Below are 12782 nucleotides of genomic sequence, written 5' to 3' on the forward strand. Positions count from 1 at the left end.
CCGGGGCGGTCAAGGTGGCCTTCACTGAGCTTCTCCTTCGATATAAACGGCTTTGATATTCAGGTCGCGGTCGAGCACCACGAAATCGGCATGGCAGCCCGGCGCCAGGCGGCCGCGCCGGGTTTCGCCGAGGTAGTCGGCGGCATTGGTGGACACGCGCCGGCTGGCTTCGGCGAGCGGCAGCCCGATCTTCACCAGGTTGCGCAGCGCCTGGTCCATGGTCAGGGTGCTGCCGGCCAGGGTGCCGTCGACCAGGCGCACCCCGCCCATGCACTTGTGGACGGTCTGGCGGCCCAGCATGTACTCGCCGTCCGGCATGCCGGCGGCGGCGGTGGAATCGGTGACGCAAAACAGCTTCGGGATGCAGCGCAGCGCGGTCTTGATCGCGCCCGGGTGCACGTGCAGCAGGTCGGGGATGATCTCGGCGTACTCGGCGTGGGCCAGCGCGGCGCCGACCATGCCGGGCTCGCGGTGGTGCAGGCCGGGCATGGCATTGAACAGGTGGGTGAAGCCGGCCGCGCCATGCGCGAGCGCCTGGACCCCGGTCTCGTAGGAGCCGTTGGTGTGGCCGATCTGGACGCGGATGCCGGCATCCGCGATCGCGCGCAGCAGGTCCATGTGGCCGTCGATCTCGGGCGCCACGGTGATCAGGCGCATCGGCGCGGCATCGTTGAAGCGATGGACTTCGTCGAGCGTGGCTTCGCGCGCGTACGGCGGCTGGGCGCCCAGCTTGCCCGAATTGATGTAGGGGCCTTCCAGGTGCACGCCGAGGATGCGCGCCTCGCCCTTGCCGCGCGCCTTGACGGCGGCGCCGATGGAAGCGAGCGCGCGTTCGATGTCCTCGATCGGCGCGGTCATGGTGGTGGCCAGCAGGGCGGTGGTGCCGTGCTTCGCATGCAGGGCGGCGATCACGTGCGGGGCGTCGCCGCCTTCCATCATGTCGCGCCCGGCGCCGCCGTGCACGTGCACGTCGATGAAGCCGGGCAGGATGTAGTCGTCGCCGTTGGCCGACGGGTCCACTGCGTGGCCGTCGATCCCTTCGATACAGGCCCCATGGCGCAGCTCGCCGTGGACCCAGCCGCCGGGCGTAAGGATGTTGCCTTTCATTGTGTTCTTCCTTCAAGACGTTGGCGGATCATGCGCAGCGCGCCCGCTGCCGAATCGCCCTGGGCCGGCACGCAGCGCGCCAGGGTGGCGGGCGGCAGCCAGGCGCGCAGGGCCTCGCCCAGGCCGCCGCACAGGGCCAGCGGCAGGCTTGCACTGCGGTCGAGGGCGTCGGCGATGCTGGCCACCTCGCGTCCCGCGTGTTCCAGGATGGCGCGCGCCACCGGGTCGGTGTCGCCGTGCGCCACCACGAAGCGCGCCAGGCCGGCATAGGCGGTCTGGTTGGCGCGCCCTAACCAGACCTGCACCGCGTCGCGCGAACCGCCGCAGAAGTCGATGAGTTCGCGCGCGAACGCGCGGCCCTCGACGCGGCCGTCCAGCACCTGCTCGATGTGGTTCAGCGCGCGCAGGCCCATCCAGGCGCCGCTGGCCTCGTCCCCGGCCGGGAAGCCCCAGCCGCCGACTTCGACCTTGCTGCCGTCGGCCAGCATCGCTTCGCCGACGCTGCCGGTGCCGATCGCGACGATCGCGCCCGGGCGGCCGGCGTGGGCGCCCATCAGGGTGGTGAAGCCGTCGGTGTCGAGCGCCAGTGCGGCGTAGCCGGGATTGGCGGCGACGAATTGCGCCGCCCATTCCTTGTTGTGCACGCCGGCCAGGCCGAGGCCGATGGCGCAGGAAGACTTGGGAGTGGTGTCGATGCCGATGTGGGCGAAGCACTGGGCGACCACGCCGTCGATGGTGGTCCAGGCATGGTCGATGCCGCGCGACAGGGCCGAAGGGCCGCCGGTCGCCTGGGCGAGTTCTGCGAGCGCGGCGCCGTCGCGACGGGCCAGGCGCACGCGGGTGCCGGTGCCGCCGCCATCGACGCCGATGAGATAGTCGGTCATTGCTTGATTGTTCTGCCGGGGAGGTGAGCGCACTATAGGCAGGCGCTACCGGGCTGTCAACAGGTATTTAATTGGTATGCAAATATCCTGTGCAGCTATGGCCGAATAACCGCTGGTTATTTGCTTAAGTCGTTGATTTTGCTAATCTTTTTAGTGGTACGCGAACTGGTATGGTCGTGTGCCGGAAACGGCTGGTTCGGCGTGGGACGCGGCGCCACCGAAGGGGGCGCCGCAAGGGGCGGGATTACTGTTCGGTCTGGCGGCTGCCGCTGCGGTCCACCAGCAGCAGGTGGGCGCCGCGCCCGGCACGACGCTCGTCCTGCCCGCCGACGTTCACCGTGGCGCTGCCGGGGCCGGTGACGGCGATGTCGGCACGGCCGGCCGTCAGGCGCCGCCCATCGAGCCCGCCCGAGCCGCTGAGATCGGCCTTGACCAGGTCGACCCGGCCGTCGATGTGGGCGCCGCCGGGCCCGCGGATCTTGAGCAACAGGCGCTTGCCCTCGATGCCCGCGCGCAGGTCGCCCGAGCCGTGCAGTTCGGCATCCAGCGTGTCGGACACCTTCGCCAGTTCGATGCCGCCGGGACCGTGCGCCTTGACGGTCGCGCGCTTGACCTGCAAGGCGCCGGCTTCCAGGTCGCCCGAACCGCCGATCTCGGCGCTGAGTTCGCCGACGCTGCCGCTGAGGGTGGCATTGCCGGGGCCGCCCAGGCGCACGATGGCGCTGGCCGCCTGCAGGCCCCTGGCCTCGAGTTCGCCGGAACCGTGCACTTCGGCGTCGAAACGCTTCAGATTGCCGGCCACGCAGGCATTGCCCGGGCCGCGCTGGACGGTGGACGCCGCCTCGGCCGCCAGCGCGCAGGCGTCGAAATCGCCCGAGCCTTCGACCTCGGCGCGCAGTTCGCGCGTGCTGCCCGACAGGGTCATGCCGCCGGGGCCGCGCATGCGCGCGTGCAGGCGCGCCAGGCGCAGGTCGCGGGCCTCGAGCTCGCCCGAACCGCTGAGCGCCGCGGTCAATTCCTTGCCGACGCCTGCCAGGCGCACGTCGCCAGGCCCCGACATGCTCAGGTCGACCTTGGCCGCCTTCACCCGATGCAGGTCGAGGTCGCCGCTGCCGCTGGCGCGCACCGCCAGTTCGCCCACCGCGCCCGCAGCCTGCAGGTCGCCGGGACCATCGACGCTGACGCTGAAGCGTTCGCCCGCCATCTGGCTCAGGTCGACATCGCCGCTGCCGGACATCTTGAGGCTCTTGAGCTGGTCGGCGGTGATGTGGATGACGACCGTGTCGCGCCGCTTGCCCCAGCTGAAGTGGAAGCCGCTGCGCTGTACCGGCCGCACCACCAGGGTGTCGCCGCGCACGAAGGTCTCGACCTGCTCGAGCTGCTTGCGCTCGCCCGACAGCTCGACCGCCTGGCGGCCCTGGGCCCGTACCACGACCTCGTAGGGCCCCGAGAGCTCGATGGCGCTGAAGGCCTGCAGCGTGCGCTGCTGCGCGACCGGGGCGGGCGGCGACTCGGCATGGCTGGCCCGGGTGGCGAGGAAGGCCGCGGCGATGGCGGCGGCGAGGAGGGCGGGTTTGAGGGCGCTAGGCATGTTCTGGTTGTGCTCGAAGACATCGGGAGCCTGAACAATAAGGCAAGCCGGCGCGCGGCGCGGCGGCAAACCGACGGACGCCCGAAAACGGGGGGCAAAATGCAAAATCGCAAGGATGAAGCGCAGCGGCGGCGGCCCGGTCCGGACGGCCGGTGCTAATATTGGCAGCTCCACCACAAGGGAGCCGCCATGTCCTCGCTCACCGTCCGCCAGATCGACGTCGACCTGTCGCGCGGCTTCGGCCGCCGCTGGCTGGGCGGCGACGCCTACCGCAGCCAGTTCTTCAATGCGCTGTCGATGAGCTTCCCGATCGGCGAGCAGATGTTCATCGACAGCCTGCGCGCGATACCCCCTGACCGGCTGGCCGACCCCCGGTTGCGCGCCGAGGTGAAGGATTTCGTCGGCCAGGAAGCCACCCACCGCCACATGCACGTCCAGTACAACGCCGAGCTGGAGCGCCAGGGACTGTCCTTCGTGACCGGCGCGCGGATCGCCCGGCGCGTGGCGCGGGTGAACGGCTTCGGCGTGCGCAGCCGGGTGGCGATCACCTGCGCGCTCGAGCACTACACCGCGATGCTGGCCGACGGCGTGCTGCGCCACCCCGAATGGATCGCCGACGCCGAGCCGGCCCTGCGCCGCCTGTGGGAGTGGCACGCGGTGGAAGAACTCGAGCACAAGGCGGTGGCCTTCGACGCCTACCGCGCGGCGGGCGGCGGCTACTGGCGGCGGGTGTTGTGGTTCCTGCACGTGAGCCTGGTGTTCTGGTTCGATCATGTCATTCAGACCGCGCACAACCTGCACCGCGACGGCGCCCTGTGGCGGCCCGGCACCTGGCTGAGCGCCGCGCGCATGTGGTTCGGGCGGCGCGGGCTGGCCTGGCACATGGCCGGGCCGGTGCTGCGGTATTTCTCGCCGCGCTTTCACCCTTGGCAGCATGACAACCGCGACATCGTCCAGCTGTGGCTCGACCGCAACAGCACGGCGTATCGCGCGGTGCGCACGAGCACGCCTTGATCGCTTTTTGGTCAAGACATGGGGCCGGTGCGTGGCCGGACAGGCCCTGCGGTGTCATAATGCGGGCATGGAAGGAGAACTCCCGTGATTCGCTATATGGGCACCCGCAAGAACGACGACGGGGCGGCCGTCTACGTCTTCCTGGTCAACGGCATGCAGAAGGAAGTGCGCGAGCATGCGCTCAAGCAGCATCCTGGCTGCTACGAAGCGCTGCCCCCCTCGGTCAAGGCCCGGATCGCGGCCAACCGCGCCTGGCTCTCCAGGCTCTGAGCCGTGCGCTTCGCCCGACCGGCGCCGGCCGCCGCTGTGTTCACCCGCTTGTTCGCCAACTTGCTTGCCGGCTTGCTTGCCGCCCTGGGCGGTGCCGTGCCGGCCCAGGCCATGCCCTCGACCTTCAGCCAGGTCGTCGGCAACGCGCTGCTGTGCCGCAGCCACCTCGACAACCGCTATTTCCACGATTACCTGAGCACGGCCTTCGGTCCCGCCTACAAGCGCGAGGGCGGGGCCTGGTGGTTCCGGGTCGACGCCAGCCTGTGGGGCGCCGACGTCAAGGAAGTCATGGTCAGCGACGACACCAGCGAACTGGTCTTCATCGGCGCCCTGACCGACAGCACCCCCGAAGAGTTGGAAGGGGCGTTGCGGACGGCGTCGAGCACCCCGTTCCGGGCGGCGGACGGGTCGCCTTTTCCGGTGCGGGTGTCAAGACTCGGCAGCACGATTGCTTACATGAATGACAAAAGCAAGATATATTGCGCGAAGTTCAAATCGCTGCCGGCCCGCTAGCCAAGCATGTATACCCATTACTTCCACCTGAAGGGCGCGCCGTTCTCGATCGCCCCCGATCCACGCTACCTGTTCATGAGCGAGCGCCACCGCGAGGCGCTGGCGCACCTGCTGTACGGCATCGGCAGCGGCGGCGGCTTCGTCCTGCTGACCGGCGAGATCGGGGCCGGCAAGACCACCGTGTGCCGCTGCTTCATGGAGCAGATTCCCGAGAACTGCCGCTTGGCCTATATCTTCAATCCGCGCCTGAGCGTCGCGGAGCTGCTGCAGAGCGTGTGCGACGAACTGCGGATCGACCTGCCGCCGGACACCGGGGCAGGACTGGGCATCAAGGGCCATGTCGACGCGATCAACGCCTACCTGCTGGCCTCGCACGCGCAGGGCCTGAACAATGTGCTGGTGATCGACGAGGCGCAGAACCTGTCGGCCGAGGTGCTGGAGCAATTGCGCCTGCTGACCAACCTCGAGACCAGCGAGCGCAAGCTGCTGCAGATCATCCTGATCGGCCAGCCCGAACTGCGCGCCATGCTGGCCCGGCCGGAGCTGGAACAGCTGGCCCAGCGCGTGATCGCGCGCTACCACCTGGGACCGCTGACGGCGCCGGAAACCGGCGCCTATGTCGCGCACCGGCTGGCGGTGGCGGGCGCCGCCGCCGGGACCGCGGCCTCGGCCTTCCCGCCCGCGCTCACCTCCCGGATCCACGCGCTGACCCACGGCGTGCCGCGCCGTATCAACCTGCTGTGCGACCGTGCGCTGCTCGGCGCCTACGTGGAAAACAGCCCGCAGGTGACGCGCCCGATCCTCGCGAAAGCGGCCGCCGAGGTGTTCGCCGGCGAAGCGGCGCATCCGCGCCGCCTGCGCCTGCCGCTGGTGGCGGGCGGTGTGCTGGCGCTGGCGGCGGTCAGTGCCGCCGCCTGGCAGGCCCTGCCGGGGCGCGCGCCGGAACCGGCGCCGGGTGCGCAGGCCGCGGCGGCGGGCAAGGCCGTTCCGGCCGCCGGGCAGGGCGCCGCGGCGCTGCCGGTGCAGGCCGACGAAGCCGGTGCGCTACGCGCGCTGGCCGCGCTCTGGGGCCAGCCGCTGGCAGGGGACAAGCCCTGCGAGGCGGCGCTGCGCCTCGACCTGCGTTGCCACCAGGGCCGTGGCGGCCTGTACGAGCTACGCATGCTCGACCGCCCGGCCGTGGTCACCCTGCACGATGGCCCCCGCACCGGCTATGCCGTGCTGTCCGCGCTGGACGGCAACAGTGTCACCCTGAGCGCCGGCGCGCGGCGCGAGAAGATCGACCTGGCCAGCTTCGTTGCCCGCTTCGGCGGCGAATTCACGACCTTCTGGCGCATGCCGCGCGCTTTTCGCGAGGAGCTGGCCGAAGGCGACCGCGGCCTCGACGTGGACTGGCTGGCCGGGCGCCTGGCCCAGCTGAACAAAGCGCCGGCGCCCCCGGCCGGCCGGGCGCTGGATGCGTCCACGCGCGAACGGCTGCGGCGGTTCCAGGCCGCGCAGAACCTGAAGGCCGACGGCCTGGCCGGCCCGCGCACCTACATGCGCCTGAACCAGCTCTCCGGCGTGCGCGAGCCGCAGCTGCTGGTCCAGGCCGGGACGGGAAAATAACGCATGTCCTATATCCTCGAAGCCCTCAAGAAGGCACAAGCCGAGCGCCAGCTCGGCAGCGCCCCGACCATCCACGCACCGGCGCCCGGCTATGCGCCCGCGGCGGCCCAGGGCAGCCGCCGTCCGCTCATGGTCGGCATCGGCGCCGGCGCCCTGGTGGTGGCGCTCGGTGCCTTGTTCCTGCTGCGCCAGCCGGCATCGGCGCCGGCAGCTGAGCCGGCAGCTGAGCCGGCATTGCAGGTGGCGGCCGCGCCGGCGCCCGTGGCTGCGCCGCTGTCCGTGCCGGCGCCGGCCGTTGCCGCGCCGGCGCCCGCCACCGTGCAAGCTGTGCCGGTTGCGCCACCCGCGCCACCCGCGCCGGCCAGGGTGGAACCGGTGAAGCCGAAGACGCCGCCGGCGCCCGCAGCGAAGCCGGCCCCCGCAGCGCGTGCAGCGGTCGAGGCGGCGCCGGAAACGCCGCGTCCCGTCCTGGTGGCGGCGGCCCCGGCGCAGGCGGCATTGCCCGCCGAGGACGGCATCGGCCCGCTGCAGTCGCTGCCGGAAGCGCTGCAGCGCGAGGTGCCGAAAGTGGCGTTCGGCGGCTACATCTATTCGGCGAATCCGGCCGATCGCCTGCTGCTGGTCGACAAGATGCTGCGCCGCGAAGGCGAGGAAGTCGCGCCCGGGCTGGTGCTGGAGCGCCTGCTGCCGAAGGCGGCGATCATGAATTTCCGTGGCTACCGCTACCGTGTCGGGTATTGATCCCCGGCCCGCTCCAGGCGCGCAATCCGGACGGGTGCTGGGCGTGGTCGGCTGGTCCGGCAGCGGCAAGACCTCGCTGCTGGAGCACCTGATCACCCGCCTGGCCGGACAGGGGCTGCGGGTCAATGTCGTCAAGCACAGTCACCACGACGTCGAGCTGGAACCGCCGCGCAAGGACAGCGCGCGCCTGCGCATGGCCGGGGCGGCCGAGGTGATGCTGGCCTCGCCCTACCGGGTCGCCATCCTGCGCGAGCTGCGCGGGGAACGCGAGCCCGCGCTGGCCGAGCACCTGGCGCGGCTGGCGCCGGCCGACCTGACCCTGGTGGAAGGCTATAAATGGGAGCGCCTGCCCAAGCTGGAGGTGTTTCGTCCCGGCCTGGGCCGGCCGGCCCTGTATCCGGACGATCCCGACGTCCTGGCGGTGGCCTCGGACGGGCCGCCGCCGGCAGGGCAGGGCGGGCCGGCGTGGCTGGATTTGAATGATCCAGATCAAGTACTGGCCTGGCTGCACGACTGGATGGGCTGACACCCTCAAGTTTTCGGCGCGGCTGCCGTCAATGGTGGATACGCCTAAAAGGGAGAACGACATGGATGTGTCCAGCATTGCCAAGCTGTCCACCAGCATCGCAGAAACCGGCACCCGCCAGGAAGTGAGCCTCGCCGTGTTCAAGAAAGCCCAGCAGATCCAGGAGGCGACCGCCACCCAGCTGCTCGAGGCGCTGCCTGCCGTGCCCTCGGCGAACCTGCCGGCGCACCTGGGCAACAAGATCAATACCACGGCCTGAAGCGGCTTGCTTGTTTGCCGGGCCTGATCGATACTGGCGCCTTTCATCCAGCCGGGAGTACCGCATGACCCACCGCCACGCCCTGATTGCCGCCGCGCTTGCCGGCGTCTGCGCCCACGCCGCCGCCCAGGACATGGGCACGCCGAAGGCCGACCAGGAAGCCTGCTATGGCGTGGCCAAGGCCGGCCAGAACGATTGCGGCACCGCCACCCACGGCTGCGCCGGCGTGGCCAAGGTCGACAATGATCCGAACGAGTGGAAGTTCGTCGCCAAGGGGACGTGCACCGAGCTCGGCGGTTCGCTGGAAGCCGGCCGGGGCGCGCAAGAAGGTGCACGACACAAGCGCGGGCAGGGCAAGGCTGGCGCGGCCAAGACCGAAGCGCAGCAGTAAGCCATGCAGGCGCCCGCCGCGGCCCTGTGCGCCGGCGTGGGCCTGCGCGCGCCCCACTACCGTGCCTTCCTGGAACGGCGTCCGCCGGTCGGTTTCATCGAAGTCCACAGCGAGAACTACCTGGCCCGCGCCGGCTGGGACTGGCACGTGCTGGGCACGCTGCGGCGCGACTATCCGCTCAGCCTGCACGGCGTCGGGCTCGGCCTCGGCTCGGCGCGCGGCTTTTCCATGGCCCACCTGGAACGGGTGCGCGCGCTGGTCGAGGCGCTCGATCCCTTCCTTGTTTCCGAGCACCTGAGCTGGGGCGCGCTGGCCGACCGCCAGCTCAACGACCTGCTGCCGGTGACGCTCGACGCCGCCGCCCTGGCCCTGCTGTGCGAGCGGGTCGACCGGGTCCAGGCGCGCCTCGGCCGCCGCCTGCTGGTCGAAAACGTCTCGCGCTACGTGCGCTTCAGTGCCGACACCATGAGCGAGGCCGAGTTCCTGGCCGAACTGGCGCGCCGCACCGGCTGCGCCATCCTGCTCGACCTGAACAATCTCTACGTCAACCAGCACAACCACGGCGAGGATGCGCGCGTCGCCATTGCCGCCTTGCCGGTCGGGAGCGTCGGCCAGATCCACCTCGCCGGCCACCTGGAAACGCCGCTGGGCCTGGTCGACCACCACGGTGCGGCGGTGGCCGAACCGGTCTGGGACCTGTACCTTGCGGCACTGGCGCGTTTCGGCCGCGTGCCGGCGCTGGTCGAGTGGGATGCCGAGCTGCCGCCGCTCGAGGTGCTGGTGGCGCAAGCGGCGCGGGCCGACCAGGCCGCAGTAGCATATCCGGCGCCGCTGGCCGCGCCGGATATGCCACCGCGGCCACCGCGGCCACTGCGGCCGCCTGCGGCGGCGCCGGCGAGCGGCGAGGCACTGGCCGCGCTCCAGCAGCATTTCGGCGACGCCCTGTTCGACCGCCGCCGCGAGGCCGGCCTGCAGCCCCTGCTGAGCGAGGGCAGCATGGCGCGGCTGGCCTTGTATCGCGGCAACCTGAGCGCCGGCTGGGAGCGCGCCCTCGGCGCGGCCTATCCGGTCCTGCGCCAGCTGGTGGGGGAGGCGTTCTTCGACGGCCTGGCGCGCGCCTATGGCAAGGCCGTGCCCTCGCAAGACCCCGACCTGGCCGGGTTCGGCGACCGTCTCGCGGACTTCCTCGCGGAATTCGCGCCGGCCGCGCCTTACCCCTACCTGCCCGACATGGCGCGCCTCGAATGGGCCGTGCACCGCGCCGGCCTGGCGCCCGGGCTGGCGCCGCTCGGTGTCGATGCGCTCATGGCGATGACGCCCGAGACGCTCGAGGCCGCCCGTTTCATCCTGCATCCATCGGTGGCCCTGCTGCACAGCCGCTGGGCGATCGCGGCGCTCTGGCACGCGCACCAGCCGGGCGGCCCGGCGCTGCCTGCGCATGTGGCGCGGCCGTGCGCCGTGCTGGTGCTGCGGCGTGGGTGGACGCTGGAAGTGGTGGAGACCGACGCGCCGCAGGCGGCGGCCCTGGCGCGGCTGGCGGCCGGCGCCGGCTTCGGCGAGGCCGTCGACGCTGCGCTGGCCGCCGCCCCCGCAGGTGGCGGCGCGCCGGACATCGGCGCCATGCTGCAGGGCTGGTTCGGGCGCGGCATGATCGCCGCAATCGCGCCGGGCGAAGCCGGCTGACGCCGCCGGAGCGGCTCGGAACGGCCTTTAATGGAAAGCGCGCAGGATGCGCTGCTCGCCGCTACGGTCACAGTAGCGCTCGTTGGCGGCGCGGGTGGCGGCCATCATGCGCTCGAGCTGGGCGTCTTCGAAGCGCGCGAGCTCTTCGTTGGCCGCTTCCAGCGCCAGCGCCAGCTTGGCGCGCGCATTCTGGTACAGCGCACTGGTGTAGTGATCGGTGTTTTTCAGCAGCTCTTCCGCGTTCTCGATGACGAGACGCAGGTCTCCGATGAGCTGCTCCTGGGATTGGGCGCGGTTCGGGGTTTCCATCGCTTCACCTGTAAGTCGATTCTTGTGACTTAAAATATAAACAAGGAAGCCCCGCTCTGTTTGTTAGGGCGCAAACATAAGCCCGCTGTTTTTGTTCGCCGTTCCGCCGCTTTCCGCCTCGGTTTTGCTGCGGTTTTACTGCACCCGGATCTGCAGGTCGCCGATGGTGACCGTCTGGCCGCTGCGGATTTTCGCGGTCTTGCGCAGCTCCTGCCTGCCGTCGACCGACACCGCGCCGCTGGCGACCAGGTTCTTGCCGGCGCCGCCGCTGTCGACCAGGCCGACCAGCTTCAGCAGCTGGTTGACCTCGACGAATTCCGATGTCAAATCGAACACTATTTTTTGCATGTTATCCTCGGGCTAAGAAATGAAACGGGCGCCGGTATCCAGGCGCCCGGTGGGCATCACGCGACAGGATCCGGCCGGGTCATGTCGATCGGCACGATCCACTCGTCGAACTGCTGCTCGCTGACGAAACCGGACTGCAGCGCGGCCTGGCGCAGGGTCAGGCCTTCGTGCGACGCGGTCTTGGCGATCTGTGCGGCGCGATCATACCCGATGTGCGGCGCCAGCGCGGTCACCAGCATCAGCGATTTTTCCATCAGCTCGGCGATGCGGGCATGGTTCGGCTCGATGCCCTGGGCACAGTGCTCGTCGAACGAACGCATGCCATCGGCCAGCAGGCGTGCGCTCTGCAGGAAGTTATGCGCGATCATGGGCTTGAACACGTTCAGCTCGAAGTTGCCCTGCGAAGCGCCGACCGTGATCGCGACATCGTTGCCGAACACCTGGCAGCACAGCATCGTCAGCGCTTCGGACTGGGTCGGGTTGACCTTGCCCGGCATGATCGAGCTGCCCGGTTCGTTTTCCGGAATGGTGATCTCGCCCAGGCCCGAGCGCGGGCCCGAGGCCATCCAGCGCACGTCGTTGGCGATCTTCATCAGGGCCGTGGCCAGGGTCTTGAAGGCGCCATGGCTCGAGACCAGGGCGTCGTGCCCGGCCAGCGCCATGAACTTGTTCGGCGCGCTCTTGAAAGCCAGGCCGGTGCGCGAGCTGATCTCGGCCGCGATGCGCGGCGCGAACTCGGGGTGTGCGTTCAGGCCGGTGCCGACCGCGGTGCCGCCGGCGGCCAGGGCCAGCAGGCCGGGCAGGGTGGCGCGGATCGCGCTTTCGGCGAATTCCAGCTGGGCCACGTAGCCCGAGAATTCCTGGCCCAGGGTCAGCGGCGTGGCGTCCTGCAGGTGGGTGCGGCCGATCTTGACGATCGATTCGAAGTCGCGCGACTTGCGCAGCAGGGTGGCGCGCAGCTGGCCGAGCGCCGGCAGCAGCTTGTGCGCCACCGCGCCGGCTGCGGCCACGTGCATGGCGGTCGGGAAGATGTCGTTCGAGGACTGGCCCATGTTGACGTGGTCGTTCGGGTGCAGCAGGCGCTGCTCGCCGCGCTCGCCGCCCATCAGCTCGGAGCCGCGGTTGGCCAGCACTTCGTTCATGTTCATGTTGCTCTGGGTGCCCGAGCCGGTCTGCCAGACCGCCAGCGGGAATTCGCGCGCATGGCGGCCCTCCAGCACTTCGTCGGCGGCGCGGATGATGGCCTCGGCCTTGTCGGCCGGGAGCTTGCCGAGCGAGCGGTTGACCGCGGCGGCGGCGCGCTTGACCTGGGCCAGGGCGGCCACCAGTTCCGGCGCCATGCGCTCGCTGGAAATGTGGAAATGATGCAGCGAGCGCTGGGTCTGGGCGCCCCAGAGCTGGTCTGCCGGTACCTCGATCGGGCCGAAACTGTCCTTCTCAATCCTGTTGTTCATGGGTTTTCCTGTCGAATGCGGCGGTGGCTGAGGAGATCTGCTAAAGAGTTTAGCCGATTGGCCGTTAATGACGCTCGGGCTACA

At 70.2% G+C, this 12782-nt stretch carries 15 protein-coding genes; 9 read left to right on the forward strand and 6 right to left on the reverse strand.

The features are described 5' to 3' along the window. Window positions 1–21: 21 nt before the first annotated feature. From nagA to IM543_07575, 3 genes are all read right to left on the reverse strand, one after another. Window positions 22–1107 carry an N-acetylglucosamine-6-phosphate deacetylase gene (nagA, locus tag IM543_07565; protein ID QOY95690.1) on the reverse strand — a complete coding sequence of 362 codons (1086 nt, stop codon included), beginning with the start codon at window positions 1105–1107 and terminating at the stop codon, window positions 22–24. Then, the gene (locus IM543_07570) at window positions 1104–1991 is read right to left on the reverse strand and encodes an ATPase (GenBank protein QOY95691.1); all 888 of its coding nucleotides are present in this window, start codon (window positions 1989–1991) and stop codon (window positions 1104–1106) included. Before IM543_07570 ends, nagA begins: the two co-directional genes overlap by 4 nt. A gap of 244 nt (window positions 1992–2235) precedes the next feature. Further along, window positions 2236–3582, reverse strand: a complete 1347-nt coding sequence (locus tag IM543_07575) for a DUF2807 domain-containing protein (protein ID QOY95692.1) — start codon at window positions 3580–3582, stop codon at window positions 2236–2238. Window positions 3583–3771: 189 nt separating this feature from the next. Here IM543_07575 and IM543_07580 point away from each other — a divergent pair, with 189 nt between their 5' ends. The 9 genes from IM543_07580 (at window position 3772) to IM543_07620 (ending at window position 10587) form a co-directional block, all read left to right on the forward strand. Beyond that, entirely contained in the window at window positions 3772–4596 is an 825-nt protein-coding gene (locus IM543_07580) for a metal-dependent hydrolase (protein ID QOY95693.1), read from the forward strand. An 84-nt stretch (window positions 4597–4680) separates the two neighbouring features. Further along, complete coding sequence (locus IM543_07585) at window positions 4681–4866, forward strand: hypothetical protein (GenBank protein QOY95694.1); 186 nt, start codon at window positions 4681–4683, stop codon at window positions 4864–4866. 36 nt (window positions 4867–4902) lie between these two features. Continuing rightward, entirely contained in the window at window positions 4903–5379 is a 477-nt protein-coding gene (locus tag IM543_07590) for a hypothetical protein (GenBank protein ID QOY96570.1), read from the forward strand. A 6-nt stretch (window positions 5380–5385) separates the two neighbouring features. Beyond that, window positions 5386–6987, forward strand: a complete 1602-nt coding sequence (locus IM543_07595) for an AAA family ATPase (protein QOY95695.1) — start codon at window positions 5386–5388, stop codon at window positions 6985–6987. Between the two features lie 3 nt (window positions 6988–6990). Further along, on the forward strand, window positions 6991–7728 hold the full coding sequence (locus IM543_07600) for a general secretion pathway protein GspB (GenBank protein QOY95696.1): 738 nt from the start codon (window positions 6991–6993) through the stop codon (window positions 7726–7728). 34 nt (window positions 7729–7762) lie between these two features. After that, window positions 7763–8254 carry a molybdopterin-guanine dinucleotide biosynthesis protein B gene (gene mobB, locus IM543_07605; protein QOY96571.1) on the forward strand — a complete coding sequence of 164 codons (492 nt, stop codon included), beginning with the start codon at window positions 7763–7765 and terminating at the stop codon, window positions 8252–8254. 61 nt (window positions 8255–8315) lie between these two features. Continuing rightward, window positions 8316–8513 carry a YjfB family protein gene (locus IM543_07610; GenBank protein QOY95697.1) on the forward strand — a complete coding sequence of 66 codons (198 nt, stop codon included), beginning with the start codon at window positions 8316–8318 and terminating at the stop codon, window positions 8511–8513. Between the two features lie 64 nt (window positions 8514–8577). Next, the gene (locus IM543_07615) at window positions 8578–8904 is read left to right on the forward strand and encodes a DUF2282 domain-containing protein (GenBank protein QOY95698.1); all 327 of its coding nucleotides are present in this window, start codon (window positions 8578–8580) and stop codon (window positions 8902–8904) included. A gap of 3 nt (window positions 8905–8907) precedes the next feature. Further along, the gene (locus tag IM543_07620) at window positions 8908–10587 is read left to right on the forward strand and encodes a DUF692 family protein (GenBank protein QOY95699.1); all 1680 of its coding nucleotides are present in this window, start codon (window positions 8908–8910) and stop codon (window positions 10585–10587) included. Between the two features lie 27 nt (window positions 10588–10614). Here IM543_07620 and IM543_07625 read toward each other — a convergent pair whose 3' ends face one another. The 3 genes from IM543_07625 to fumC all read right to left on the reverse strand — a co-directional run bounded on the left by IM543_07625 (window position 10615) and on the right by fumC (window position 12698). Further along, entirely contained in the window at window positions 10615–10896 is a 282-nt protein-coding gene (locus tag IM543_07625) for a hypothetical protein (protein ID QOY95700.1), read from the reverse strand. 135 nt (window positions 10897–11031) lie between these two features. Next, window positions 11032–11244, reverse strand: coding sequence for an RNA-binding S4 domain-containing protein (locus tag IM543_07630; protein QOY95701.1), 213 nt, complete (start codon window positions 11242–11244; stop codon window positions 11032–11034). Between the two features lie 56 nt (window positions 11245–11300). Next, the gene (fumC, locus tag IM543_07635; protein QOY95702.1) at window positions 11301–12698 is read right to left on the reverse strand and encodes a class II fumarate hydratase; all 1398 of its coding nucleotides are present in this window, start codon (window positions 12696–12698) and stop codon (window positions 11301–11303) included. Window positions 12699–12782: the final 84 nt, after the last annotated feature.

Origin of the sequence: Massilia sp. UMI-21, assembly GCA_015277795.1 — a bacterium.
Taxonomy (GTDB): domain Bacteria; phylum Pseudomonadota; class Gammaproteobacteria; order Burkholderiales; family Burkholderiaceae_D; genus Telluria.